Origin of the sequence: Micromonospora sp. WMMD729 (assembly GCF_049315225.1) — a bacterium.
Taxonomy (GTDB): domain Bacteria; phylum Actinomycetota; class Actinomycetes; order Mycobacteriales; family Micromonosporaceae; genus Micromonospora.
This window is the reverse complement of record NZ_CP186059.1, coordinates 1-26864: the sequence shown is the minus strand read 5'-3', so window position 1 is coordinate 26864 and position 26864 is coordinate 1. Positions and strand designations below refer to the sequence as shown.

The 26864-nt window shown below is 72.1% G+C and carries 20 protein-coding genes and 1 pseudogene; 4 read left to right on the top strand and 17 right to left on the bottom strand.

Annotated features, from left to right (window positions below):
* Window position 1 precedes the first annotated feature (1 nt).
* The 6 genes from ccsB to hemL are packed head-to-tail and all read right to left on the bottom strand — an operon-like array spanning window position 2 to window position 6045.
* Complete coding sequence (ccsB, locus tag ACN263_RS00105) at window positions 2-1009, bottom strand: c-type cytochrome biogenesis protein CcsB (protein WP_422737804.1); 1008 nt, start codon at window positions 1007-1009, stop codon at window positions 2-4.
* A complete protein-coding gene (resB, locus tag ACN263_RS00100; RefSeq protein ID WP_422737803.1) occupies window positions 1009-2664 on the bottom strand; it encodes a cytochrome c biogenesis protein ResB in 1656 nt (551 codons plus the stop codon). Before resB ends, ccsB begins: the two co-directional genes overlap by 1 nt.
* Window positions 2661-3485 (bottom strand): cytochrome c biogenesis CcdA family protein, encoded by an 825-nt coding sequence (locus ACN263_RS00095; RefSeq protein ID WP_422737802.1) that lies wholly within the window; start codon window positions 3483-3485, stop codon window positions 2661-2663. The genes resB and ACN263_RS00095 overlap by 4 nt, the downstream gene beginning before the upstream one ends.
* The gene (locus ACN263_RS00090; RefSeq protein WP_422737801.1) at window positions 3485-4054 is read right to left on the bottom strand and encodes a TlpA family protein disulfide reductase; all 570 of its coding nucleotides are present in this window, start codon (window positions 4052-4054) and stop codon (window positions 3485-3487) included. Before ACN263_RS00090 ends, ACN263_RS00095 begins: the two co-directional genes overlap by 1 nt.
* Complete coding sequence (locus ACN263_RS00085; protein WP_422737800.1) at window positions 4054-4701, bottom strand: histidine phosphatase family protein; 648 nt, start codon at window positions 4699-4701, stop codon at window positions 4054-4056. Before ACN263_RS00085 ends, ACN263_RS00090 begins: the two co-directional genes overlap by 1 nt.
* A gap of 6 nt (window positions 4702-4707) precedes the next feature.
* Window positions 4708-6045, bottom strand: coding sequence for a glutamate-1-semialdehyde 2,1-aminomutase (gene hemL, locus ACN263_RS00080; RefSeq protein WP_422737799.1), 1338 nt, complete (start codon window positions 6043-6045; stop codon window positions 4708-4710).
* A 191-nt stretch (window positions 6046-6236) separates the two neighbouring features.
* Between hemL and ACN263_RS00075 the strand changes: the two genes are divergently transcribed.
* Complete coding sequence (locus tag ACN263_RS00075; protein ID WP_421474061.1) at window positions 6237-6572, top strand: STAS domain-containing protein; 336 nt, start codon at window positions 6237-6239, stop codon at window positions 6570-6572.
* A 104-nt stretch (window positions 6573-6676) separates the two neighbouring features.
* Here the strand turns inward: ACN263_RS00075 and ACN263_RS00070 are convergent, their stop codons facing one another.
* On the bottom strand, window positions 6677-8314 hold the full coding sequence (locus ACN263_RS00070; protein ID WP_422737798.1) for an ABC transporter permease: 1638 nt from the start codon (window positions 8312-8314) through the stop codon (window positions 6677-6679).
* On the bottom strand, window positions 8311-9207 hold the full coding sequence (locus ACN263_RS00065) for an ATP-binding cassette domain-containing protein (RefSeq protein WP_422737797.1): 897 nt from the start codon (window positions 9205-9207) through the stop codon (window positions 8311-8313). Before ACN263_RS00065 ends, ACN263_RS00070 begins: the two co-directional genes overlap by 4 nt.
* Before the next feature lie 93 nt (window positions 9208-9300).
* On the opposite strand from ACN263_RS00065, the gene ACN263_RS00060 reads away from it, so the two are divergent.
* Window positions 9301-9798 carry a GbsR/MarR family transcriptional regulator gene (locus ACN263_RS00060; RefSeq protein WP_422737796.1) on the top strand — a complete coding sequence of 166 codons (498 nt, stop codon included), beginning with the start codon at window positions 9301-9303 and terminating at the stop codon, window positions 9796-9798.
* Here the strand turns inward: ACN263_RS00060 and ACN263_RS00055 are convergent.
* Both ACN263_RS00055 and ACN263_RS00050 read right to left on the bottom strand, forming a co-directional pair.
* Window positions 9790-10344 carry a response regulator gene (locus ACN263_RS00055; protein WP_422737795.1) on the bottom strand — a complete coding sequence of 185 codons (555 nt, stop codon included), beginning with the start codon at window positions 10342-10344 and terminating at the stop codon, window positions 9790-9792. The genes ACN263_RS00060 and ACN263_RS00055 overlap by 9 nt on opposite strands.
* Window positions 10341-14708 (bottom strand): HAMP domain-containing protein, encoded by a 4368-nt coding sequence (locus ACN263_RS00050; protein ID WP_422737794.1) that lies wholly within the window; start codon window positions 14706-14708, stop codon window positions 10341-10343. Before ACN263_RS00050 ends, ACN263_RS00055 begins: the two co-directional genes overlap by 4 nt.
* A 251-nt stretch (window positions 14709-14959) precedes the next feature.
* Here ACN263_RS00050 and ACN263_RS00045 point away from each other — a divergent pair, with 251 nt between their 5' ends.
* Window positions 14960-17029: a SpoIIE family protein phosphatase gene (locus ACN263_RS00045; RefSeq protein WP_422737793.1), complete on the top strand. Its 2070-nt coding sequence runs from the start codon at window positions 14960-14962 to the stop codon at window positions 17027-17029.
* A gap of 49 nt (window positions 17030-17078) precedes the next feature.
* On the opposite strand, the gene ACN263_RS00040 is transcribed toward ACN263_RS00045, so the two are convergent.
* Entirely contained in the window at window positions 17079-18437 is a 1359-nt protein-coding gene (locus tag ACN263_RS00040) for an FAD-binding oxidoreductase (RefSeq protein WP_422737792.1), read from the bottom strand.
* A 96-nt stretch (window positions 18438-18533) separates the two neighbouring features.
* Between ACN263_RS00040 and ACN263_RS00035 the strand changes: the two genes are divergently transcribed.
* Entirely contained in the window at window positions 18534-20630 is a 2097-nt protein-coding gene (locus tag ACN263_RS00035) for a S9 family peptidase (protein ID WP_422737791.1), read from the top strand.
* Between the two features lie 76 nt (window positions 20631-20706).
* On the opposite strand, the gene ACN263_RS00030 is transcribed toward ACN263_RS00035, so the two are convergent.
* From ACN263_RS00030 to ACN263_RS00005, 6 genes and pseudogenes are all read right to left on the bottom strand, one after another.
* Complete coding sequence (locus ACN263_RS00030; RefSeq protein ID WP_422737790.1) at window positions 20707-22233, bottom strand: FtsX-like permease family protein; 1527 nt, start codon at window positions 22231-22233, stop codon at window positions 20707-20709.
* Window positions 22230-22931 (bottom strand): ABC transporter ATP-binding protein, encoded by a 702-nt coding sequence (locus ACN263_RS00025; RefSeq protein WP_422737789.1) that lies wholly within the window; start codon window positions 22929-22931, stop codon window positions 22230-22232. Before ACN263_RS00025 ends, ACN263_RS00030 begins: the two co-directional genes overlap by 4 nt.
* Entirely contained in the window at window positions 22928-23464 is a 537-nt protein-coding gene (locus tag ACN263_RS00020; protein WP_422737788.1) for a PadR family transcriptional regulator, read from the bottom strand. Before ACN263_RS00020 ends, ACN263_RS00025 begins: the two co-directional genes overlap by 4 nt.
* 182 nt (window positions 23465-23646) lie before the next feature.
* Window positions 23647-25185: a SpoIIE family protein phosphatase gene (locus ACN263_RS00015; RefSeq protein WP_422740888.1), complete on the bottom strand. Its 1539-nt coding sequence runs from the start codon at window positions 25183-25185 to the stop codon at window positions 23647-23649.
* A 2-nt stretch (window positions 25186-25187) separates the two neighbouring features.
* Window positions 25188-26558, bottom strand: a complete 1371-nt coding sequence (locus ACN263_RS00010) for a sensor histidine kinase (RefSeq protein ID WP_422737787.1) — start codon at window positions 26556-26558, stop codon at window positions 25188-25190.
* A pseudogene (locus ACN263_RS00005) lies at window positions 26555-26860 on the bottom strand (transcriptional regulator); the annotation flags it as partial. The pseudogene ACN263_RS00005 and the gene ACN263_RS00010, both read right to left, overlap by 4 nt.
* Between the last annotated feature and the right edge of the window lie 4 nt (window positions 26861-26864).

Below are 26864 nucleotides of genomic sequence, written 5' to 3'. Positions count from 1 at the left end.
TTCAGTTCAGCCCGCCGTACGAGTGCAGGCCGGTGAAGAAGATGTTCACCCCGAACAGGTTCATCAGCATGGTGAGGAAGCCGAGCACGGCGATCCAGGTGGCCACGTTCCGCTTCACGCTGGGCGTGGCCCGGGCGTGCAGGTAGCCGGCGTAGACCACCCAGGAGATGAACGCCCAGGTCTCCTTCGGGTCCCAGCCCCACGGACGACCCCAGGCCGCCTCGGCCCAGATCGCGCCGGCGATCACCGCGAACGTGAAGATCGGGAAGGCGAAGGCGTGCAGCGTGAAGGTCAGCCGCTCCAGGCTGGCCGCGGCGGGCAGCCGCTTCGCCAGGGTGTACGGGAAGCTCCGCTTGCCCTGCTCGTACCCGTTGCGCATCAGGAAGCCGACGGCCGGCACCGCTCCGAGCAGGAAGATGCCGGACGCGAAGACGATCGTCGAGACGTGGATGACGAACCAGTACGAGTTCAGGGCCGGCACCAGCGGCACGATCGGCACGTACAGCACCAGTTCGGCGGTGGCCACCAGCAGCACCATGACCAGGGTGAGGAACAGCCCGAGCTTGCGCAGCGACGGCCGCTTCCAGAGCACCACCAGCCAGGCCGCGACCCCGATGAACGTCACCGTGAGCACGAACTCGTACATGTTGCCCCACGGCATCCGGTCAGCCGCGAGACCACGGGTGACCAGCGCCGCGAGGTGCAGCACGGCGGCGACCGCGGTGGCCGCCACCGCGACCAGCCCGGCCAGACGCGCCCGGCGGGCCGATCCGTCCACCGGCGGCGGGACCTGCGCGGGCGGCTCGGCGGTCACGCCGCCGGCACCGCCGACCCCCGCGCCCACCAGCTCACGAGCGACCAGCTCGCGGGCGGCCAGCTCACGGGCGGGCGAGGCCACGGCGGCCCGGGTACGGGCGTTGCCAAGCGCGTACTCCACGGCGTGGCTGATCATCGCGATCAGGTACGTCAGGATCGCGAAGGTCACCAGATTGTCGGAGAGCGCGGACATCACTCGGTCCCTTCTCGCACACCGGCCGGGCCACCGGTTCCGGTGTCGGCACCAGCCCGCTCGGCCGCCCGTTCGTCACCGTTCACGGCGGCGACCAACTGGGCGAACTCGTCGGCGAACCCTGGATAGTCGGTGCGCGGCAACCCACCGGCCTCCATCAAGCTACTACCGTCCGTCGGAGATCCATTCCCGGGGTCGGCCGGCAGCACCCGGAACCACACCCGGCGACGCCGCCCGAACAGCGAACCCATCAGCCCCACCAGCAGCACACCGCAGCTCACCAGCAGCGGCGTCGAGCCGGGATCGTGCCGGACGGAGAGCGTGACGTACCGCTCGGTGCCCAGGAACTCGACGGTCGTGCCGTCGTCAAGCGTCCACTTCTCGCCCTTGCGGAGCAGCTTGCTGCCGACCTCCTTGACCTTGCCGGCACGTACCTGCCGCTGGTCGAGCTGGTAGACCGAGCCGGGGATGCCGGCGTCCATGCCGAGGTTGCCCCGGTAGGCGACCAGGTTCAGCGCCGGGTTGCGCTCGGTCGGGTACTCGGAACGGACGAACGGGGCCTGCTGCGGCGCGGTGGGCAGGTAGATGCCGGTGAACGCCATCTGCTCGCCCGGCACCCGCTTTCCGGTGGCCGGGTCGACGTTCGCGTCCGGGAAGGCGGCCAGCCCTTCGCTGGTCAGGCCCATGTCGCCGGTGGTCAGGAAGGGCTCGTCACTGACCTGGCTGTTGCCGTACCGGTCGGTGTAGCGGATCACCGGAGCGTACCCGTGGCCGAGCAGGTAGACGCTCGCGTCGGCGAGGCGCAGCGGCGAGTTGACCGAGAAGTCCGCGCTGCGGGTCGGCTCGTCCGGGCCGTCGACGGTGACCCGGGCGTTGAAGAACTCCGGCTGACCGGACGGCAGGAACCGGGCCTGGAAGTCGTCCAGCCGCAGGCAGAAGCGGGGTAGGTCGGCGGTGTCGACGCGGGGGCCGAGCTTGGCCTCGGCGTACTGCTGGCGGGTGTTGCAGAACGCGTTGTCCGCGCCCGCCACCAGCAGGCGGTTGCCGCTCCACCCGTACCACGAGCCGAGCGCGACGCCGATCAGCACCGCGATGAGCGAGGTGTGGAAGAGCAGGTTGCCGGTCTCCTTGAGGTACCCCTTCTCGGCGGAGACCTCGTTCCCGCGTACCTCCACCCGCCAGCGGCGCTTGCGCAGCACCTCGGCGACGGCGTCCACGCCGCCGGCCGGGGCGGGCAGCGTGGTGTGCTGCGGCAGCCGGGTCATCCGCTTGGGCGCGACCGGCGGCCGGGACCGCAGCGCCCGGACGTGGTCGCGCAGCCGGGGCGTGATGCAGCCGATCAGCGACGTGAAGAGCAGCAGGTAGATCGCGGAGAACCAGACCGACCCGAAGACCTCGAACGCGCCGATCCGGTCCAGCCGGGGGGCCCAGTCCGGGTGGTCGACGAAGTACTGGTTGACCTTCTCCGGGCTGATCCCGCGCTGCGGCAGCACCGAGCCGGGGATCGCGGCGATCGCCAGCAGGAAGAGCAGGATCAGGGCCGTACGCATGCTGGTGAGCTGCCGCCACGAGTTGCGCAGCAGGGCCAGCAGCCGGCTGGGCCGGCGGCGCGGCGCCGGGGCCTCGGCCTCCGGGCGTTCGTCGACGACCGTCATATGCTCACCTCGCCCACCCCGACAGTGGTCTGCAGCCAGATCACGAAGCTCTGCCATCCGCCGGTGACCAGCGCCAGGCCGATCAGGATGAGCAGGGCGCCGCCGATCCGGGTGACCCAGCGGCTGTTGCGCCGGATGGCGCGGAAGACCCCGAGCAGGCGCTGGAAGCCCAGCCCGAAGACGACGAACGGTATCCCCAACCCGAGGCAGTACGCCACGGCGAGCACCACGGCCCGGTCACTCTGCCCGCTGGCGGTGGCCATGCCCATCACCGCGCCGAGCGTCGGCCCGGTGCACGGCACCCAGCTCAGCGCGAAGACCGCGCCGAAGACCGGTGCGCCGAGCAGGCCGGCCGACGGTAGCTTGGAGATCCGGAATTCACGTTGCAGGGCGGGGATCATGCCGAGGTAGCCGAGGCCGAGCACGATGATCAACGCGCCGACGACGATCTCCAACTGCCGCTCGTAGTCGAAGAAGACCCGACCGATGCCGGCGAACAGGATCGCGGTGGCCACGAAGACCACGGTGAAGCCGGCGATGAAGAGCAGCGTCCCGGCCAGCACCCGACCCTTGACCGCCGCCACCGCCGTCGTCGTCCGCTCCCGGACCGCGACGCCACCGGCGCCGTCCGGGGTCGGGTCCGCCGTCGGCCGCCGGCCGTCGAGGTCCGCGCCGGCCAACCCGGTGACGTACGACAGGTAGCCCGGCACGAGTGGCAGCACGCACGGGGAGAGGAAGCTGACCAGGCCGGCGAGCGCTGCCGCGCCGATGGCGAGCACCAGCGGCCCGCTCCGGGCCAGCTCCTCGAACGTCTCGCCCATCAGTTAGACGCCGGCTTCTCGGCCGCGACCCGCTCGACGATCGGTTGCAGGCCCTCCTGCTTCACGGCGGCCCGGATCACCGAGGCGACCCGCCCCTCCCGGTCGAGCACCACCGTCGCGGGGACGGTGTTCGGCGGGATGTCGAGGTCGAGCGCCAGTCGGCTGGCCGGGTCGAACAGGCTCGGATAGGTGACCCGTCCCTGCTCGAACGCCTTGGCCTTGTCCCGCGAATCCTGCACGTTGATGCCGAGGACGGTCACCCCGGAACCCTTGGTGGCCTGGTAGACGGCCTCCAGGTCGTCCGCCTCGGCCCGGCAGGGCGCGCACCAGGAGCCCCAGAAGTTGACCACCACGACCTGTCCCCGGGCCTGGGCGACGTCGTACGTGCCGCCGAGGAGCAGCTCACCGGCGAGCTTCGGCGGAGCCGAGCGCTGGTCCGGCGCGCACTCGATGATGCCGTCCGAGGTGGTCGAGCAGGTCTTCTCCTGCCCCTTCGCCGACGTACAGCCGACCAGAGCCACCGCGGCGACGGCGGCGAGCAGACCGGCGGTCCACCTCCGGGCGTTCATCAGGCCCCCTTGGCCGTCCGGGCTGTCGCGGAGAGCGCGACGAGGTGCGCGGCCGGCTCGCTGTAGCCGATGCCCTCCACCTTCGCGCCGTCGAAGTGGAACGACGTGAGGCTCGCCAGCCCGCACTGGCGCTTGCGCGGGTCGTGCCAGAGCCGCTTGCGCTCGACGTAGCGGCGCAGCGTCCAGATCGGGAGCTGGTGCGACACCAGCACCGCCTCGCGCCCCTCGGCGGCGACCCGGGCGGCGTGCACGGCCGCGAACATCCGCTCGGCGATCGCCCGGTACGCCTCACCCCAGGACGGCGTCACCGGGTCGCGCAGCACCCACCAGTTGCGCGGGTCGCGGAACGACCCGTCGCCCGGGGAGACCTTCTTGCCCTCGAACCAGTTGGCGCTCTCGATCAGCCGCTCGTCCACCCCGACGGGCAGCCCGAACTGGGCGGCGATCGGCTCGGCGGTCTGCTGGGCGCGCTCCAACGGGCTGGCCACCACGTGCACGATCTCCCGCTCGGCGAGCCCCTGCGCGGCGGCCTTGGCCATCTGCACGCCCAGCTCGGAGAGGCGGAAACCGGGCAGCCGCCCGTACAGGATCTGGTCGGGGTTGTGCACCTCGCCGTGCCGGAGCACGTGGACCACCGTCTTCGCCACTGTTCACTACCCCCCGTGACCGGCCGCTGCCGCCGCATTCGCCGCCGTCGGCAGCGCGGCGGCGATGTGCTCCAGAGCGGCGTCGTCGATCGCCGCCGAGACGAACCACGACTCGAACGCGCTCGGCGGCAGGTAGACGCCGGCGGCGAGCATCGAGTGGAAGAACGCCTTGAACGCCGGCACCTGCTGGGTGCGTGCGCTGTCGTAGTCGACCACGTCGGCGTCGGTGAAGAAGATGGAGAACATGCTGCCCGCGTACGACAGGCGGTGCGGGACCCCGGCGGCGGCCAGCGCGTCGGACGCCAGCTTGCCCACGACGGCGGCCGTGTCGTCGAGCTTGCGGTAGAGCGCGTCGTCGGCGAGCCGCAGGGTCGTCAGACCGGCGGCGCAGGCCAGCGGGTTACCGGAGAGAGTCCCGGCCTGGTAGACCGGGCCGGCCGGCGCGAGACGCGCCATGATGTCCGCGCGCCCGCCGAACGCCGCGGCGGGCAGGCCACCACCCATGACCTTGCCGTACGTCCACAGGTCCGCGTCGGAGGCGTCGAGGCCGTGCCACCCGGCGCGGGAGACCCGGAAACCGGTCATCACCTCGTCGACGACGAGCAGGGCGCCGTGCGCGTGCGCGATCCGGGCGAGCTGCTGGTTGAAGCCGTCGCGGGGGGCCACCACGCCCATGTTGCCGGCGGCGGCCTCGGTGATCACGGCGGCGATGTGCGGGCCCTCGGCGGCGAACGCCTCCTCGACGGCCCGGATGTCGTTGTACGGCAGCACGATCGTCTCGCTGGCCGCCGCGCCCGTGACGCCGGGCGAGTCGGGCAGGCCGAGGGTGGCCACGCCGGAGCCGGCGGAGGCGAGCAGCGCGTCGACGTGACCGTGGTAGCAGCCGGCGAACTTGACGATCTTGGAGCGGCCGGTGAAGCCACGGGCCAGCCGGATCGCCGACATGGTCGCCTCGGTGCCGGAGTTGACCAGGCGGACCTGCTCCACCGGCGTCCGGTCGACGATCTCGGCGGCCAACTCCACCTCGCCCGGCGTGGGCGTGCCGAAGCTGGTGCCCCGGGCGGCGGCCGCCTGCACGGCGTCCACCACCTCGGGATGGGCGTGCCCGAGGATCAGCGGACCCCACGAGCACACCAGGTCGACGTAGCGACGACCGTCGGCGTCGAACAGCCACGGACCCTCACCACGGACCATGAAGCGCGGGGTGCCGCCAACCGCCTGGAAGGCACGCACGGGGGAGTTGACCCCGCCGGGCACGATGGCGCGGGCGCGGTCGAACAGGGCCTCGGAGGCCGGCGCGTCGGCCGGGTAACGGCCAGATCCGGCGGAAACGATGTCGGTCACGATGCCGCCATTGTGTCAGCGCCGGACCGTCAGGCAGCAGCCACCCCGGGCGAGGGTTACCGGGCTCACCCGCTCCCGACGCTCGTCGCGGGCTCGGCGGGCGGCGCGGGCGCCGGCCGGGTGGCGCGGGGTCGCAGCGCGGCTCGTCGCCTCGACAGGCCGGGTCAGCTAGATCGCGCTAGGCTGACCGGGTGGATCGTGCCGAACTGTCCATCACGCTACACCGGACGGGTGACGAAGCAGTGCTTCGCCTGGCCGGTGAGATCGACATGCTCACGGCCGCCCAGCTCAGCACCGTGGTCAACGAGGTGCTGACCGACCCGCCTCCGCGGATCGTGCTCGACCTCGGCGGCGTCACCTTCTGCGACTCGCAGGGCCTGGGCACCCTCGTGGTGCTCAGCCGCAAGGCCAGCCACGCGCAGAGCCTGCTGATGCTCACCCATGTGGGCGATTTCCTGATCCGCGTCCTGGACATCACCGGCCTCCGCAGCGCCCTGATGATCCGCAACGACCAACCCACCGGCTAACCCCACCCTCCCTGGGCACTGTCGGCCCTCGACCACCCTGTTGATCAAGAGGTTCGCGTCAAAAATCGCGCCTCCACTGACGCGAACCTCTTGATCACCGCGCTTCAAGGGGTGGGCACGTCTCGGGTGTGGAAGGTGCGCAGGGACAGGGCCAGCAGGAGGGTGGTCAGGGCGGTCAGGGCCACCAGGGGGGTTGCGGTCCAGTTGTTGGTCAGCACCTGGGGGGTGTGGGTGAACGGGGAAATATCCAGCACCCACTGGCTCAGGTCCAGGATCGCGCCGATCTGACCCAGCAGCAGGCAGCCGGCGAGCACCGCCCAGGCCGCCCAGGAGAACCGGGGCAGCCAGCCCACCAGCAGCGCCGCCAGCCCGGCGAGCACCCAGGCCGCCGGCACCTGGGCCAGGCCCACACCGAGCATCCGGGGCACCTCGCCACCGACGTCACCGACGCTGAGGCCGTACGACAGTCCCGTCGCCGCTCCCGTCACCGCCAGCACCACCACCGGCCCGAGCAGCGCGAAAAGCAGGTGCGCCGCCAGCCAGCGGGACCTGCTCACCGCCGTGGCGAGCAGCGGTTCGGCCCGTCCGGCGGTCTCCTCCGCCCGCGCCCGCAGCGCCGCCTGGATGCCGTACCCGGCGGCTGCCAACGCGGTCAGGCTCAACGTGCTGCCGAGGTACGCCTCGGCCAACGTCGACGAGCCACCCAGCCGGGCCAGCAGCTCGGCGATCTGCTCGTTGCCCTGCACCGCGTCGCCGGCCGCGTCCGCCGCGCCGCCCAGCACCAGACCGAGCAGCCCGAAACCGACGGTCCAGCCGAGCAACTGGCCACGGTGCAGCCGCCAGGCCAGGCCGAACGGACCGGCCAGCGCGCCGGCGGCCGGACCGAGCCGGGGCGGCAGCACGCCGGCACCCACGTCCCGACGCACCGACACGGGGTACGCGACGAGCGCCACCGCCGCGCTGAACAGCACCGGCAGCAGCAGCACCGACCAGCGCTCGTCCGCGAAGGCGCGTCCCCGGGGCGCCCAGCCGAGCGGGGAGATCCAGCTCAACCACTCGGCGCTCCCGCCGGCACCGCCGGACCCTCCGGCGTCACCACCGAGCCGCAGCGCGAACGCCAACCCGAGCACGCCCAGGCCGATGCCGCGCGCCCCGCCGGCGCTCTGCGTGAGCTGCGCGGCCAGGCCGCCGACCGTGGCGAACGCGATGCCGGTCAGCGCCACGCCGGCGCCGAAGAGCAGCGATCCGGCCCCGGGCAGACCCGCCGCGGCCAGGCCGCCGGCGATGAGCAGGCCGAGCAGCACATTCGCGGCGTACGTGACCAGCAGCGCCGCGGTCAGCCCGGCGTACCGGCCGAGGACCGACGCGCCCAGCAGTTCCCGCCGACCGGCCTCCTCCTCGGTACGGGTGTGCCGCACCACCGTCAGCACGCTGGCCAGGGCGGCGACCGCCGCGAAGAGCCCGGCCCGTTGGACGGTGAGTGCGCCGATGCTGTCGCCGTACACCGGACCGAGCAGCGCGACGATCGACGGGTTGCTCGCGGTGCCGGCCAGGTATTCGGCCCGCTCGGCGGCGGTCGGATAGAGGCCGGCGTACGCGCTGGCGTAGCTGGCCGGCAGCAGGGCCAGCGGGAGGATCCAGATGGGCAGCACGATCCGGTCCCGGCGCAGGATCAGCCGGACCAGGTGTCGGGTGCCGGTGAACGCGCTGGCTCGCGGGCCCGGCTCACTCCGCGCGCTCACGACGACACCTCTTCGGCCTGGTAGTGCCGCAGGAACAGTTCCTCCAGCGTCGGCGGTTGACTGACCAGGCTGCGTACGCCGATCTCGGTGAGCCGACGGAGCGCGACGTCCAGCGCGGCGTCCTCCACGTCGAAGCGCACCCGCTGCCCGTCCACCCGCAGGTCGTGTACGCCGGTGAGCTGCCCCAGCCCGTCCACCGGACCGGTCAGCTCGGCCTCGATGGAGGTGCGCCGCAGGTGTCGCAGCTCGCTCAGGGTGCCGGTCTCCACGTCCCGCCCGTTGCGGATGATCGTCACCCGGTCGCAGAGCGCCTCGACCTCGGCCAGGATGTGGCTGGAGAGCAGCACGGTGCGGCCGTCGGCCTTCGCCCGGCGTACCCAGTGCTGGAAGACGTCCTCCATGAGCGGGTCCAGGCCGGAGGTCGGCTCGTCCAGGATGAGGAGTTCGGCGTCCGACGCGAGAGCGGCCACCAGGCCGACCTTCTGCCGGTTGCCCTTGGAGTACGTCCGGCCCTTCTTGCGGGGGTCCAGCTCGAAGGAGTCCAGCAGTTCGGCGCGACGGGCCGGGTCGAGGCCGCCGCGCATCCGGCCGAGCAGGTCGATGACCTCGCCGCCGGAGAGGTTGGGCCAGAGCGTCACGTCGCCCGGCACGTACGCCAGTCGGCGGTGCAGGGCCACCGCGTCGCGCCACGGGTCGCCGCCGAGCAGGCGGACGACCCCCGCGTCCGTCCGCAGCAGGCCGAGCAGCGCCCGGATGGCCGTCGACTTGCCGGCGCCGTTCGGGCCGAGGAAGCCGTGCACCTCGCCGGCGCGGACGGTCAGGTCCAGACCGTCGAGCGCCCGGACCCGGCCGAAGGTCTTGACCAGGCCGGATACCTCAATCGGAGTTTCCATATATCGGAAGCTACACTCGTTTCACAAAGTTGTGAAGACAGTGTGAGCCGGGCACCATCGGTGCCCACGACACGGTCAGGAGGGGGACCAGAGATGGCAGACGCCGACGGCCACGACCCGGTGCACCTCTTCGTGGAACGGATGGCGCTCACGTTCGCCGAGGTCGGCTTTCCGCGAATGGCCGCTCGGGTGCTGTTCACCGTGATGAGCGCGGACGACCCGCTGACCGCCGCCGAGATCGGCGAACGCCTCGGGGTCAGCGCGGCGGCGGTCAGCGGAGCGGTTCGCTACCTCACCCAGTTCGGCATGCTGATCCGCGAGCCGGTCCCCCGCTCCCGCCGCGACCGTTACCGGATGCCGGAGAACCCCTGGTACGAGGGGACGATCACGAAGACCGCGATCTACAAGACGTTCATCGACGTCGCCGAAGGCGGCATCGGGGCCCTCGGCGCGGACACGCCGGCCGGCGAACGGGTGGCCGAGATGCGGGACTTCTTCCTCTTCGTCCAGGAAGAGATCGACTCACTGGGCGAACGCTGGCGCGTACGCCGCGCCCAGACCGGCCACCTGCGCCCGGGTGAGTCAGGCTGAACTGCCCCAGCGGGCCTGCTCCAGCAACTCCATCGCCCGGTCCCGAGCCTCGGAGTCGTCGGAGCGCAGGAGCGTGGTGGCCTCGTCCACCGCGTCGGTGAGTCGCCGCCACTGCGCGTCGCGCTCCCGCACCAGGTCCGACTGGGCGGCCAACTGCCGGGTCTTGACCCACAGCTCGACGAAGACCGACACCTTGGCCCGCAGCACCCACGGGTCGAACGGCTTGGTCAGGTAGTCCACGGCGCCCACCTGGTAGCCCCGCAGGGCGAGCTGGGCGTCCCGGTCGGCGGCGGTGAGGAAGATGATCGGCACGTGCCGGGTGCGCTCGCGGCGCTTGATGTGACTGGCCGTCTCGAAGCCGTCCATGTCCGGCATCTGCGCGTCCAACAGGATCACCGCGAAGTCGTCCACCAGCAACTGCTTGAGCGCCGCCTCACCGCTCTCCACGGCCACCGACTGGACCGGCAGGCCCTGGAGAATCGCCTCCAGGGCCATCAGGTTCTCCCGACGGTCGTCCACGAGCAGCGCCTTGGCCATCTGGGTCACGAAGTCTCCTCGGTGCGGCTGCCGCTGATCCAGGACGACATCAGCTCGATCAGGTCGTCGAGGTCGACCGGCTTGGTGATGTAGTCGCTTCCCCCGGCCGCGAGCGCCGACTCACGGTCGCCCGGCATCGCCTTCGCGGTCAGGAAGACGACGGGAAGGTCGGCGAACCGGTGGTTACGCCGGATCTGCCGGGTCGTCTCGTATCCGTCCTGGTCGGGCATCATGGCGTCCATCAGCACGATGTCCACCTCCGGATGCTCGGCCAGCAGGCGGACGCCGTCCGCCCCGTTGTCCGAGTACAGCACGGTCATGCCGTGCAGCTCCAACGCGCTGGTCAGAGCGAAGACGTTGCGCACGTCGTCGTCCACGATCAGCACGGTGGCGCCGTCCAACTGCCGGGTGGCCGGCGCCTCCGGGCGCTCCGGCAACAGCTCCAGCGGCGGCATGAGCAGCGACGACGGCAGGCCGGCACGCTGCGGCGACGGCGACTGCGGCGCGACCACCGCGTCCGGAGCGAGGACCTGCGGTACGAACAGGGTGAACGTCGAGCCCTGCCCGGGCGCCGACGAGACCGTGATGGTGCCGCCGATCAGTCGCGCCAGGTCCCGGCTGATCGACAGGCCCAGACCGGTGCCGCCGTAGCGGCGGCTGGTCGTGCCGTCCGCCTGCTGGAACGCCTCGAAGATGATCGACAGCTTGTCGTCGGAGATGCCGATCCCGGTGTCGATCACCGTGAAGGCGATCACCTGCTGGGCGTTGGTCAGCGCGGGCACGTCGAACACCGCGTTCGGCGCGGCCGGGGCGATCCGCAACGTCACCGCGCCGTTGTCGGTGAACTTCACCGCGTTGGAGAGCAGGTTGCGCAGGATCTGCTGCAACCGCTGCGCGTCGGTGACCAGCGCCGGCGGCAGGTCCTTGCTGACGCGTACCTGGAAGTCGAGATTCTTCTCCTCGGCCTGCGGCGCGAACGCCTGCTCGACGAAGCCGCGCAGCTCGGTGAAGCGGATCTCGGTGGGCTCGACGTCCATCCGGCCCGCCTCGATCTTGGACAGGTCGAGGATGTCGTCGATCAGGCGCAGCAGGTCGGAGCCGGAGCCGTGGATGGTCCGGGCGAACTCGATCTGCTTCGGGCTGAGGTTCTGCTCCGAGTTCTCCGCGAGCAGGCGGGCCAGCAGCAGCAACGAGTTCAGCGGCGTACGCAGCTCGTGGCTCATGTTGGCCAGGAATTCCGACTTGTACGCCGACGCCCGGGTGAGCTGCTGTGCCTTCTCCTCCAGGCCGAGGCGGGCCAGCTCGATCTCCCGGTTCTTGGTCTCGATGTTGCCCTTCTGCTCGGAGAGCAGGGTGGCCTTCTCCTCCAACTCGGCGTTGGTGCGCTGCAACTCCGCCGACTGCTCCTGCATCTCGTGCGCCAGCCGCTGCGACTGGGCCAGCAGTTCCTCCGTACGCCGGTTGGCCTGGATGGTGTTGACCGCGATGCCGATGGTGAGCACCAGCCGCTCCAGGAACGACAGGTGCAGCTCGGAGAAGGCGGACACGCTGGCGAACTCGATCACCCCGAGCAGCTCCCCCTCGAACAGCACGGGGAGCACCACCAGGTCGGTCGGGGGTGTCTCGGCCAGGCCGGAGCGCAGCGTGAGACGGCTGTTCGGCGGAGCGCTGACCCGGATCGTCCGGCGCGAGAGGGCGGTCTGCCCGACCAGCCCCTCACCCGGCCCGAAGGTCACGTCGTGCCCCCGCGCCACATAGCCGTACGACGAGGTCAACCGCAGCCGCATGCTGCCGTCGGTGTCGTCGGCGAGGAAGAACGCGCCGAGTTGCGCGTCGACCAGCGGCGTCACCTCGGTCATGATCATGCGGCAGACCTCGCCGAGGTCACGCTGGCCCTGCAACAGGCCACCGATGCGAGCCAGGTTGGAGTCCAGCCAGCCCTGCTCGGCGTTCTTCTTGGTCGTCTCCCGGAGGGTGACGATCATCTGGTTGATGTTGTCCTTCAACTCGGCGACCTCGCCCTGCGCCTTGACGGCGATCCGCTGGGTCAGGTCGCCCCGGGTCACCGAGGTGGACACCTGGGCGATGGCCCGCAGCTGGGTGGTCAGCGTGGAGGCGAGCTGGTTGACGTTCTCGGTCAGGTCCCGCCAGGTGCCGGAGACGCCCTTGACCTGCGCCTGACCACCCAACTTGCCCTCGATGCCCACCTCGCGGGCGACGCGGGTGACCTCGTCGGCGAACGACGAGAGCTGGTCCACCATCGTGTTGACTGTCGACTTCAGCTCCAGGATCTCGCCCTGCGCGTCCACGGTGATCTTCTGGCTCAGGTCACCCTTCGCCACGGCCGTGGTCACCGAGGCGATGTTGCGGACCTGGCTGGTCAGGTTCGACGCCATCGAGTTCACGTTGTCGGTCAGGTCCCGCCAGGTGCCGGACACGCCCTTGACCTGCGCCTGACCGCCGAGCTTGCCCTCGGTACCCACCTCACGGGCCACCCGGGTCACCTCGTCGGCGAACGACGACAACTGGTCCACCATCGTGTTGACAGTGGACTTCAGCTCCAGGATCTCGCCCCGCGCGTCCACCGTGATCTTCTGGCTCAGGTCACCCTTCGCCACCGCCGTCGAGACCTGGGCAATGTTGCGGACCTGGGCGGTCAGGTTCGACGCCATCGAGTTCACGTTGTCGGTCAGGTCCCGCCAGGTGCCGGCGACCCCGCGCACCTGGGCCTGGCCGCCGAGCTTGCCCTCGGTGCCCACCTCACGGGCCACCCGGGTCACCTCGTCGGCGAACGACGACAACTGATCGACCATCGTGTTGACTGTCGACTTCAGCTCCAGGATCTCGCCCCGCGCGTCCACCGTGATCTTCTGCGACAGGTCACCCTTCGCCACCGCCGTCGTCACCGAGGCGATGTTGCGGACCTGGCTGGTCAGGTTCGACGCCATCGAGTTCACGTTGTCCGTCAGGTCCCGCCACGTACCGCTGACGCCCTTCACCTGCGCCTGACCGCCCAGGTTGCCCTCGGTACCCACCTCACGGGCCACCCGGGTCACCTCGTCCGCGAACGACGAGAGCTGGTCCACCATCGTGTTGACGGTGTTCTTCAGCTCCAGGATCTCGCCCTGCGCGTCGACGGTGATCTTCTGCGACAGGTCGCCCTTGGCCACCGCGGTGGAGACCTGGGAGATGTTGCGGACCTGGCTGGTCAGGTTGCCGGCCAACTGGTTGACGTTCTCGGTCAGGTCACGCCAGGTGCCCGACACGCCGCGTACCTGCGCCTGACCGCCCAACTTGCCCTCGATGCCCACCTCACGGGCCACCCGCGTGACCTCGTCGGCGAACGACGACAACTGGTCCACCATCGTGTTGACGGTGTCCTTCAGCTCCAGGATCTCGCCCTGCGCCGCCACCGTGATCTTCTGCGACAGGTCACCGCGCGCCACCGCCGTGGAGACCTGCGCGATGTTGCGGACCTGGGCGGTCAGGTTCGACGCCATCGAGTTGACGCTGTCGGTGAGGTCCTTCCAGGTGCCCGCCACGTTCGGCACCTCGGCCTGCCCACCCAGCTTGCCCTCGGTGCCCACCTCACGGGCCACCCGGGTCACCTGCTCGGCGAAGAGCCGCAGCGTGTCCGTGAGGTAGTTCATCGTGGCGGCCAACTCGGCCACCTCACCGCGCGCACTGACTGTGATCTTCTGCGACAGGTCGCCCTTGGCCACCGCCGTCGCCACCTGCGAGATCGACCGCACCTGGCCGGTCAGGTTCGACGCCATGGTGTTCACCGAGTCGGTGAGGTCCTTCCACGTCCCGGCGACACCCCGTACGTCGGCCTGGCCGCCCAACTTGCCCTCGGTGCCCACCTCACGGGCCACCCGGGTCACCTCGTTGGAGAACGACGACAACTGGTCGACCATCGTGTTCACGGTGCGCCCGATGCGCAGGTACTCACCGCGCAGCGGCCGACCGTCTATCTCCAACGCCATGTGCTGGGACAGGTCGCCGTCGGCCACCGCCACGATGACCCGGGCGATCTCGGTCGTCGGCCGGCCCAGGTCGTCGATCAGCGAGTTGATCGCCCGCTGCCCCTCCGCCCAGGAGCCGTCCAGCCCCTCGTCGTCCAGCCGCTCGGTGAGCCGGCCGTCCCGGCCGACGATCCGGCTGATCCGCCGCAGGTCCAGGTACTGCCGCTCCTGGAGCGAGACCACCTCGTTGAAGGCGTCCGCCACCTCGCCCGCCTTGCCGGCGCGGCGGGGCAACCGGACCTTCAGATCACCGCGACGCACCCGTCGCAGCGCCTCGGTCAGCTCACCGAGAACCGCCTCCTGGTCGGGCGCGGACGGATCCGCGTACGACTGCTTCGCCGTGGTCATGATGCCTCGCTCACCTGGGGGGGTCCGTGCCCGTACAGACACACCGGCACCCCATATTGTGCCCGCGCCGGCCGTAGTGCCAGGGTGCGCGACCCGCCGATCGACCCCGGCGGCCCCCGCGATCCTCGCGCCGGTACCCAACCCGACACAGACGCGCCGAGTGGCGCTCGTCACGTCGGAGAGGGCGCAGCGCCCCCCGCCGGTCGGCCATCGGCTTGGCACCTGGCCGGGGGACGGTAGAGGATACGGGGGTGTCAGCCGAGGCGGGGCCCGCGACGGCCGGGGGCCGGAACGGGGCCGTCCGGCGTGTCCGTCTGCCCGCCGACCGCCGTACGCCCGCCGCCGCCCGCGCGGTCGTCCGCTCCGTCCTCACCGAGGCGCACCTCGACGACCTGGTCAACGAGGCGCTGCTGCTCACCACCGAGCTGACCACCAACGCCGTCGAGCACGCCGGCACCGAACTGGACATCGAGGTCGTGGCGGACGGTGTCGGGCTCTCCGTGACCGTCTCCGACTTCGCCCCCAGCTCCGGCAACGACGAGTTGACCGTCGGGGCCCGCAACGACACGGCCGAGATCGACGAGGTCTCCGAGCGCGGTCGGGGACTGCTGCTCGTCGACCACTTCGCCAGCCGCTGGGGCACCACGTACCTGCCCACCGGCAAGGGCGTCTGGTTCCGCCTCGACCGGCCCGGCACCGAGCCGGGTGCCGGCTCCAGCGCCGGTGGCACGTCGCTGGCCGGTGACCCCGGGGCCGTCGACGGGTCGGCGCCGAGCGCGGGCGCGATGAGCGAACTCATGCAGACCGCCCCCGACATGTACGCCGACGACCCGCTGCCCGACTTCGCCGCCAGCCTGCTCAGCCGGGTCGCCGAGATGGTCGGCGCGGCCGGTGGGGCGGTACGCCTGGACCGGGGCGACGGACAGGGCCGACAGTTGCTGGCCCGGTTCGGCCGGCAGCCCCGCCCCGACAGCGAGCTGCTGCGGGTGCCGTTGACCGTGCACCGCCCGTACGCCGGGGAGTTGGAGCTGGACGCGGCGCCGTCCGCGTACGCCCGGCCGTTGGCGGCGCTCACCGCCGAGCGGCTGTCGCTGCACCTGGAGAACGACCGGCTGCGCCGGGCGGACGTCCGCCGGCAGGCGTGGTTGACGTTCCTCGCCGAGGCGAGCGAGCTGCTGGCCCAGTCGCTGGACGTCGAGCTGACCATGGCCCTGATCCCGCAGTTGGTGGTGCCCCGGCTCGGCCAGTGGTGCGCCGTGCACACCACCGACGAGTGGGGCCGGTTGCGGCTGGCCGCGACCAGCCACGCCGACGAGTCGGTGCTGCCGCAGCTGCACCGGGTGCTGGCGGAGACCGGCCCGGATTCCATCCAGGCCCGGCTGCGGGAGGCGTCCCGCAGCGCGGCGCAGATCCCGCTGGGCGGCCCGATGGAGGGCTTCGCGGTCCCGCTGATCGCCCGCGGCCAGCGGCTCGGCACCCTCGCGGTGGGCCGGCACCAACGGCACCGGCACGACCCGGACGAGGTGGCCGTCCTGGAGGACGTGGCCCGACGGGCCGCGCTGGCGATCGAGAACGCCCGGATCCACGCCGAGCGCCGACGGGTCGCGCAGACGCTCCAACAGTCCCTGCTGCCACCCGTGCTGCCGGTGGTGGACGGCATCGGCTTCGCCGCCGAGTACGTGCCCACCGGTGACGACGCCGAGGTGGGTGGCGACTTCTACGACGTGGTGCCGCTGCCCGACGGACGCTGGCTCGTGGTGATCGGCGACGTGTCGGGCAAGGGCGTCCAGGCGGCCGCGGTCACCGGGCTGGTCCGCGACGTGATCCGGGTGCTGGTCGGGGACGGCAAGCCGCTGCCGGAGGCGCTGGCCCGGCTCAACGAGACGCTCGTCGAGCGGGGTGGTGGGCGGTACTGCACGTTGGCCCTGGCCGCGGTCGGGCCGGGCGACGGCGACCACCTCGACGTGTCCCTGCACCTGGCCGGGCACGACCGGCCGGTGCTGCTGGCCGGCGCGGGCGGCGCCCGGTTCGTCGGGGTCGGCGGTACGGCGCTGGGCCTGCTCGACACCATCACCTCACCGACGACCGAGATCACGCTCGCCCCCGGCGACTCGCTGATCTTCTACACCGACGGGGTCACCGAGCGACGGCGCGGCCGGGAGCTGTTCGGCACCGACCGGCTGCGGGACGCTGCCGCGCCGCTGGCCGGCTACTCCGCCGACGTGGTCGCCGCCCGCCTGCGCGCCGCCGCCATCAACTTCTCGGTCGAGCCGCCCCGGGACGACATCGCCGTCCTGGTGCTCCGCAACGACGCGGTCTGAACAGCGCGGCGTCACCGACCGGCGCGGCGGCACGGGCGGTTCGACGGCCTCACAGGCCGCCGGGGAGGCGGCCGGGGGCCAGGCGGCGGTCCGGGTCGAGGTGTTCCTTGGCCGCCTCCAGCCGGGCCAGGCCGGCCAGCTCGCCCCACAGGTCGACGGCCTGCCGGACCGCCGCCGGTGCGGAGACGACCAGGCAGCGGCCCTGCCGGGCCAGCAGCACCCCACGGACGGCGGCCAGGATGGACGCCACCCGGTCCGGCGGCACCGTGCCGGGCAGGGCCGCGTGCACCACGCCCAGACCGGCCGAGCCACGCACCGGCACCGGTGCGCCGGCCGCGTCGCGCAGCGCGTACACGGCGGCGTGCAGGTCACTGATCGGCACCTCCAGACGTAGCGCCGTGTCGCCGGGCGCGAAGGGGTAGCGACGCCACCACGTCGGTGCCGAGTGGGCGACGGTCGCCTCGCCGTGCAGCAGGCCGACCAGCCGTTCGGCACGTTCGTTCACCTCGGCCGGGCCGCCTTCGAGCAGCACGACGAGGCTGCCCGCCCGGGACGGCGCCCCGGACCGGCCGGACATCGACGGGTGTCGCTCGCGGGCGGTGGCGGCCGGGTGGCCCGGCGGGTACGCGGTCCGCGGCCGGGGCAGACCACCGGGCAGGTCCAGCTCGATGGCCGCCGGTTCCAGGCGGGCGGCGAGGATCGACCGGATCAGCTCGTGGACCTCCAGCGGGGTCCACACCGGCCGGGACACCCAGAGCCGGCTGGCCGGTACCGGCTGCACCCGCAGGCTCGCCGAGACCAGCACGCCGAGCGCACCCTGTGAACCGCAGAGCAGCCGGGCCAGGTCCAGCCCGGGTGCGCCGCCGCCGGCGCTGACCAGCTCACCGTCGGCGGCCAGATAGCGGACGCCGACGAGCTGGTCGCACGGGCTGCCGTGGCGGTGCCGCAGCGGACCGGTCTCCCCGGCGGCGAGCACCCCGCCGAGGGTCGCGCCGGGCGAGGGGGCGTCCATCGCGAGCCGCTGCCCGGTGCGTTCCAGAGTGGCCTGTACCGCCCGCAGTGGAGTGCCCGCGCCCACCTCGGCCACCGGCGCGCCCACCGGCTCGTGACCGATGCCGGCCAGCCGGCCGGTGTCGAGCAGGATGTCGACCTGCGTCGGGGTGGCACCCCAGTCGATCTTCGTGCCGGCACCCCGGGGCACCACTGCCAGGTCGTGCGCGGCGGCCAGCCGCAGCACCTCGGCCGCAGCGTGCGGACCGCCGGGCACCGCCACCCAGCGGGCCGGCCGGCCGGCCACCTCGTCGGCCGGACCGGCGAGTCGGGCGAACGGCGGACCGCAGATCGCCGTCAATCGCCGGGTGATCTCGAGGGCTCCGGACCGGCCGAGGGAACTCGCTGCTGCCGCCATGCCGGCTATCGTACATGTGTTCGAAAGCCAAGGTGGTGGTGTTCGGGATGCCACTGGTCCGGCACACAGGGTGAGCCGGCCGGTAACGTGGCCGCCGTGACCACCGAGACTGCCCCGCCCGCGGCGAAGCGGGTGCCCACCGAGCGCACCCACCACGGCGACACCGTCGTCGACGAGTACGCCTGGCTCGCCGCCAAGGACGACCCGGAGACGATCGCCTACCTGACCGCCGAGAACGCGTACACCGAGGAGCGCACCGCGCACCTGGCCGCCCTGCGCGCGGAACTGTTCGAGGAGACCCGCCAGCGCACCCGCGAGACCGACCTGTCCGTGCCCACCCGCAAGGGCGGGTACTGGTACTACACCCGGACGATCGAGGGCCAGCAGTACGGCGTGCACTGCCGGCGCGCGGTCCGCGACGGCGAGTCCGACCCGCCGGTCAGCGCGGACGGCGCCCCGCTCGACGGTGAGGAGGTGCTGCTCGACGGCAACCTGCTGGCCGAGGGGCACGACTTCTTCTCACTGGGCGCGTTCGACGTCAGCCCGGACGGACGCTGGCTGGCGTACTCGACGGACTTCTCCGGCGACGAGCGCTTCACCCTGCGCGTCAAGGACCTGAGCACCGGGGAGCTGCTGCCCGACGAGGTGCCGGACACGTTCTACGGCACCGCCTGGTCGGCCGACGCGTCGGTGCTGTTCTACGTCACGGTCGACGACGCCTGGCGACCGAACCGGGTCTGGCGGCACACCATCGGCTCGGCCGCGTCCGAGGACGTGGTGGTGCACCAGGAGGACGACGAGCGGTTCTGGGTGGGCGTCGAGCTGACCCGCTCCGAGAAGTTCATCCTCGTCGACATCCACAGCAAGATCACCAGCGAGGTGCTGGTGATCCCGGCCGGCAACCCCACCGGCGCGCCGGCCGTGATCGCTCCCCGCCGGCAGGGCGTCGAGTACGCGGTGGAGCACCACGGCCACCGCTTCCTGATCCTGCACAACGACGGCGCGGAGGACTTCGCGCTGGCGTTCACCTCGGCGGACACTCCGGGCGACTGGGTGCCGCTGATCGAGCACAGCCCGGGCACCCGGCTGGAGGCGGTGGACGCGTTCGCGAACCACCTGGTGGTGTCCCTGCGCACCGACGGCCTCACCGGCCTGCGGGTGCTTCCGATCGGCAGCGACGACGGGTACGACATCGACTTCCCCGAGCCGCTCTACAGCGTGGGCCTGGACGCCAACCCGGAGTACCGCACCGGTCAGGTCCGGCTGCGCTACTCCTCGCTGGTCACCCCGGACTCGGTGTACGACTACGACCTGGTGACCCGGCAGATGGTGCTGCGCAAGCAGAAGCCGGTGCTGCCCGGACCGGACGGCCGGCCGTACGACCCGGCCGAGTACGAACAGCACCGCGACTGGGCGCTCGCCGACGACGGCACCCGGGTGCCGATCTCGCTGGTCTGCCGGGTCGGCACGCCCCGGGACGGCTCGGCCCCCTGCGAGTTGTACGGCTACGGCTCGTACGAGGCCAGCATGGACCCGTGGTTCTCGGTGGCCCGACTGTCCCTGCTGGACCGGGGCGTGGTCTTCGCCGTGGCGCACACCCGGGGCGGCGGTGAACTGGGCCGGCGCTGGTACGACCAGGGCAAGATGCTGGCCAAGAAGAACACCTTCACCGACTTCGTGGCCTGCGCCCGGCACCTGGTCAAGGCCGGCTGGACGGCCAGCGACCGGCTGGTGGCCCGGGGCGCGTCGGCCGGCGGCCTGCTGATGGGCGCGGTCGCCAACCTCGCCCCGGACGCGTTCACGGGGATCGTGGCGCAGGTGCCGTTCGTGGACGCGCTCACCTCGATCCTCGACCCGTCGCTGCCGCTGACCGTCACCGAGTGGGAGGAGTGGGGCAACCCGCTCGAAGACCCCGAGGTGTACGCGTACATGAAGTCGTACACGCCGTACGAGAACGTCGCGGCGGTGGACTACCCGGCGATCCTCGCGGTGACCAGCCTCAACGACACGCGGGTGCTCTACTCCGAGCCGGCGAAGTGGATCGCTCGGCTGCGGGCCACCGCACCGCAGGGCGACTACCTGCTCAAGACCGAGATGGGCGCCGGGCACGGTGGCCCGAGCGGTCGCTACGACGCCTGGCGCGAGGAGGCGTTCATCAACGCCTGGATCCTGGACCGCCTGGGCCGCGCCTGACGCTCGATCCCGGATGTGGTGGCCGCACGGTCGCCGTCGAGGCCACCACGTCCGGGAACCGCGCGGTCACGCCCGCTCAGGCCGTCCGCAACTCGTCCACCGCCGTGCTCACCCGCAGGAAGAGCAGGCCGACACCGACCGTCACCAGCACCGCCGCCAGGGCGCCGGCGCCGAGCCACGCCAGGTGCTCCAGAGGTACGGCGACAGTCCGCTCCGCCCCAGCGGTCTGCACAAGGTGGGTGTACTGGTCACGGGTGGCCGGGTCGTCGCAGAGCGCCGCCGTCGCGTCGCACACCAGCTCCGACGATCCGCCCACGCTGACGTTGGGGAAGAGTCCCCTGCCCAGCAGCACTCCGACGGTGAGCGCCAGCAGGATCGCCGGCACCGCGGGGGTGAGCGCCTGCCAGGCCACCGATCCGCTGAGCGTGGCCCGGGGCACGCCGGTGGCGACCAGCGCCGCGTACGCCCGTCGACGGGCCACGATCCCCTCGACCAACGCGACGATCAGACCGCCCGCCGCGATCAGCACCGCGACGGCCACCGCGGCGTCGACCAGGTCCATGGTCGACAGGTAGAACGGGTTGGCACCCCCGTCCTCCACCCCGGCGAGGCGGCTCTGCTCCCGTTCCAGCGCGTCCTGGGCGACGAAGTAGGCGCGCTGGGCAGCCGCCCCGGCACCGAAGATCACGGCGGCCAGCAGCGCGGCGAACGTCCGGCTGCCCGCCCACGGGTCGGCCATCAGCCGGCCCGCCGCGAGCAGCGCAGACGGACCCCGCGCGTGCCGGCGCAGCAGTCGCCCGCAGGTGTACGAGATCCAACCGGCGCCGACCACCACCCCGATCATCGCGGTGAGTCCGCTCACCAGGAACACCAGTGGCACCAGCCAGCCCAGCAGCACGGCGTTGCCCTCGACCCGGTAGAGCAACGGGCGGACGGCGATGAAGGACCCCAGACCCAGACCGATCAACAGCCCGGCCCACGGGCGTGGACCCCGCTCGCGGGCTGCCCTGCGACTGACCCCGAGCGGGCTCGTCGTGACGGTACGCAGCATCAGGGCGGTGGCCAGCGCCGCGATCACCGGCAGACCCAGCACCACCGCGACGAGCGCGCCGGTCGGCGGTAGCACGTCGGTGGGCAGCGCCAACCGGCCCTGGTCGTCCGGCCGGTGCAGCAGGTTGCGACCGACCAGGTAGACGCCCAGCCCGGCGAGGGTGCCGAGCAGGCTGGCCAGGCCGGTCTCCAGGATCGCCAGCCTGGTGACCTGGCCGGGGGTCGCGCCGGCCAGCCGGAGCGCGGCGAGTCGCCGGTCCCGGGCGGGCGCGCCGAGCCGGGCGCACTGGCCGGCCAGGGCCAGCACCGGGACGGTCAGCATCAGCAGCGCGAACGCGGTCCCGCCACGCAGCCCCGGCTCACGCAGCAACTCGTTGCGGTACTGCTCGGACTCTGCCCAGGCATCGCCGGCCGGTTTCTGGATCGCGAGCACGGTCAGCGCCGCCAGCCCGGCCAGCGTCGCCAGCAGGGCACTGAGCGCGGTCAGCACGACGCGTGCCGTGTCCGTCCGGTTGCCGGCCAGCGCGAGCCGTACCAGCGTCGCCGGCCTCACCGTGCGCCGCCCGCCAACGGCACGTCGAGCCCCAGGCCGGTGTGGTCCACCAGGCCGTCGCGCAGCACGATCTCCCGATCGGCGTACGCGGCGATCCGCGGTTCGTGGGTGACCAGCACGACGGAGGTGCGCTGCTCCCGGGCGAGCCGGACCAGTTGGGTGAGGACCTGCTCGCCGGTGAGGGTGTCGAGCGCCCCGGTCGGCTCGTCGGCGAAGAGCACCCGCGGCTCGGTGACCAGCGCCCGCGCCGTGGCGCACCGCTGCTGCTGACCGCCGGACATCTCGCCGGGCCGCAGGTCGGCCAGGTCGGCCACCCCGAACCGGTCCAGCCAGGTCAGGGCCGCCGTCCGCGCCTCTCGCCGCCCCGTGCCGGCGAGGAGCAGGGGCAGCGCCACGTTCTCCGCCGCGGTCAGCTCGGCGACCAGTTGCCCGAACTGGAACAACACCCCGAACTCGGTACGCCGTAGCCGGGACCGGGCGGCCTCCGACCAGGTGTCGATCCGGTGGCCGCGCCAGGTGACCTCGCCCGCGTCGGGCCGGAGGATCCCGGCCAGGCAGTGCAGCAGGGTCGACTTGCCGCAGCCACTCGGCCCGGTGACCGCGACGATCTCGCCCTCGGCCACGTCGAGCGTCACACCGCGCAGGGCGGGCGTCGGACCGTACGAACGAACCACGCCGCGAGCCTGGAGTTGCGTCACGCGTGCACCTCCCGGTGCCAGTCGGCGACCCGGCCCAGCGTGGTGTGCAGCCACCGCAGGTCGGCGTCGAGGTGGGCGATCGCGAAGTCCGCCGCGACCACGTCGTTGAGGGTGGCGGCCGGGTCGGTCTTGACCGCCGTCAGCTCCCGTAGCCGCGCGGTGTGCGCGGCGCGCTGGTCCATCAGGTACGAACGCGCCCGGTCGACGTCGGCGACCAGCAGCGCCACCACGACCTTGGCGAAGAGCGTGCTGGCCACGTACGGCATCGGCGACTCCACTTCGGACAGCCACCGGTCCAGGGCGGAGCGGCCCTCGTCGGTCAGCGCGTACGCCGTCCGATCCGGCCCGGACGCCCGATCCTGACCGGCGGTGACCACCAGACCGTCCCGTTCGAGGCGACCCAGGGTGGCGTACACCTGCCCGAACGCCAGCGGCCGAGCCCGGGGCAACCGCTGGTCATGCGCCCGCTTCAGCTCATACCCGTGCCGGCTCCCCCCAGCCAGCAACCCCAGCAGAACATGCGGCGTAGACACCCCTCAACTATTCACCCAGCGAATACCCCAGTCAACACCCCACCCCACCCGGACCCCACCCTTCACCCTCGTGATCAAGAGGTTGGCGTCATCGACAGGGCCAAATTTGACGCGAATCTCTTGATCACCGGGGCAGGGCGGGGAGGTCGCCGGAGGCCGGGGGCGGGGTGGGCCGTAACGGGTCAGTGGCGGCGGAGGACTACTACGGCTACGTCGTCCTGGATTTTGTCGGGGGCCAGTTCGACCAGGAGGCGGGCGCAGAAGTCGTCCAGGTTGTCGTCCACGGTGGCGGACACCGCGGCCAGCGCGGCCAGGCCCTCGTCGATGGTGGCGTCCCTGCGCTCGATCAGCCCGTCGGTGTAGAACACCAGCGTGGCGCCGGTCGGCAGGACGAACTCCAGATCGGCCGGTCGGGGGGCGCGGACGCCGAGCAGGGGCGCCGAGTGCTGGACGAACTCGACCTTGCCGTCGCGGTGCAGCAGCGGCGGCAGGTGACCGGCGCTGGCCAGCCGGACCCGGCCGCTCGGCGGGTGCAGCAGCAGGACGCAGAGCGTGGCCAACTCGTTCGGCAGCAGCGTACGCATCAGCTCGTTGACCCGGTGCAGGATCTCGCCGGGCTGGTGCCCCTCGACGGCGTACGCCCGGACGGCGTGCCGCAGCTCGGCCATCACGGTGGCCGCGTGCAGGGAGTGGCCGGCCACGTCCCCGATCGCCAGCAGGAGGTGCCCGTCGAGCATCACCAGTTCGTAGAAGTCGCCGCCCACCTCGGTCTGCGCGCTGGCCGGCTCGTACCGCACCGCGAGGTCCAGTCCGGCGACCGTGGGCAGGCTGCGCGGGAGCAGGCTGCGCTGGAGGGTGACGGCGATCCGGTGCTCCTCGTCGAAGGAGCGCTGGGCTTCGACGGCCGCCGCCACGGCCTGGGCGAGCTGCACGAGCACCGGCGTCCGGGCGGTCTGGGTGGCGGTGGGGACCACCACGTACAGCGGCGCGCGGTCCTCCCGCAGCCGGGCCGCGGCCACGGTCACGGTGTCGTCCGCAGGCCAGCTGAGCAGCCCCCAGTTCTCCGGCGACTCCACCCGCACGGTGGCGCCGGTGGGCACCCCCGTGTCGTCGACGATCCACGGCACGATGGCGGCGTCCGCGCCGGGGCCCGCGCAGACGCCGGCGATGCAGTCACCGTCGAACGTCTCGGCGATCACGGCGGCGGGGCTCTTGAAGATCTGCGCGGCACCCTCGGCGGCGGCTTCGAGCAGCCGCGCGAAGGTCGCCGCGGCGTGCACCGCGACGGTGGTGTCGGCGAGGCCGAGCAGCCGCTCGGCGAGCAGTTCGGCGCGCTGCCGGGCCTGGTAGTAGCGCAGGACCGCCCGGGAGGTGGCGATCAGCTCCTCCGGCTCGATCGGCTCGGCCAGGTACGCGTCCGCCCCCCGGGTCAACCCCTGGGCGCGGTCGGTGACGTCCACCGCGTGCGCGGAAACGTGGATCACCGGCATCGCCGGGTGCGCCGCCTTGATCCGCTCGCACACCTCGTAGCCGCTCAGGTCGGGCAGCCGGACGTCCAGGACCACCAGGTCGATGCGGTCCGTCTCGACCCGGGCCAGCGCCTCGGTGCCGCTCTCCGCCTCGAGCACGGTGTAGCCGGCCCGGGTGAGCCAACTGACCAGCAGGTACCGCTTGGTACGACTGTCGTCGACCACCAGGACGGTCGTCGGCCCGCCGTCCACCGTCACGCTCCGCCTGTGGGCAGGGAGACGGTGAACGTGCTGCCCCGACCGGGCTCGCTGAACAGGTCCAGCGTGCCACCGAGCAGGGTCACCAGCCGCCGGGCGTACGGCAGGCCGAGGCCGGTGCCGCCGACCCGGGTCGCGCCGGGCACCTGGTAGAACTCCTCGAAGATCCGGTCGTGCAGCTCCGGGGCGATGCCCGGGCCGGTGTCGCTGACCTCGAAGTTCCACCGGTCGTCGTGGCGTCGGGCGCGCAGCCGTACCTCGCCGCGCTCGGTGAACTTGAGACCGTTGTGCAGCAGGTTGCGCAGCACCTGACCGAGCAGCACCTCGTCGGTGCGGAGCACGGCCGGCGCGCTCGGTTCCTCCACCGTCAGCTCCACCTCGGGCCGGGTGGCCAGCGCCCGCATGGTGCCGCGCAGTTGACCGAAGACCGGCCGTAGGTCCACGTCCGCCCAGTCCGGCTCGATCCGACCGGACTCGGCCTTGGCGAGGTCGAGCAGTTCGTTCACCAGGCCGAGCAGATCCTCCGCCGAGGAGCGGATGAGGCCGACCTGGCGGACCTGTTCGGTGGTGAGGGGGTCGGACGAGGAGTCCGCGAGCAGGCGTCCCAGCCCGATGATCGCGGTCACCGGGGCGCGCAGCTCGTGGCTCACGTTGGCCAGGAATCGGCTCTTCGACTCGCTCGCGGCGCGCAACTGGGCCGACTTCTCGTCCAGCTCGGCGTAGAGGGCGACGACGCCCCGGTTCGTCTCCTCCAACTCCTCGGTGAGCTGGTTGTAGAGCGCCAGCACGCCGCGGTTGGTCTCGGCCAGCTCCTCGTTCAGCACGGCCAACTCGTCGCGCTGGCTGCGCACCTCGTCGAGCGCCGCGATGAGCTGGCCGTTCTGCACGGTCAGTTCGTCCAGCGCGCTGCCCGGCGCGGTGCGGCCGAGTTCGGCACGGAACTCGGCCAGCCGCTCCGGAGTCGGCGTCGGCGCGTTCGCCGGGACTCTGCGGGACATCCGTACGACCGTAACCCCCTCGACGGTCATGACGCTCAGGGTGTCGACCAGGCGGGACACCGCGCCGGACTGCGGCTCGTACCGGCCGTCCGGGAGAGGAGTCACCGGCGCCAGGTCGGCGCGGAGGTGGAAGCGGCCGTCGCCGCCTCCGTCGACGTGGAAGGTGACGTCCGCGCCGTCCGTTGTCCGCAACAGGTCCCGGGCCACCTCGCTGAGCGCCGTGGCGATCCGTACCTGGTCCTGGTGTTCGAGGCCCACCACGCCGGCCACCTCGCGGCCACGCTGGCGGATGACGAAGATGTCCTGTTCGACGCGGAGCGCCATCTGCAGCAGCGGCTCGGCGGCCGGCACGCTCGGATCGACGCTCATGCCCGGGACCTCGCCACCAGGACACAGGCGTCGTCCCGCCGCACCCCGGCGTCCCGCAGCAGGGTGGCCGCCAACACCAGCGGAGACCGTTCGACGAGGCCCGGATAGTCGGCCAACCGCCAGCGGTCGACGACGCCGTCGCTGTGCATCACGAGCCGGGCGTCCGGCCCGAACGGGTATTCGTAGCCGCGTACCGTCGGCCGCTGGTGCCCGGCGATGCCGGGCAGCGACACCAGCCCCCGGCGCTGACCGTCGCCATCGACGATCACGCCGGCGATGTTGCCGAGGCCGGCGTAGTGCAGCGCA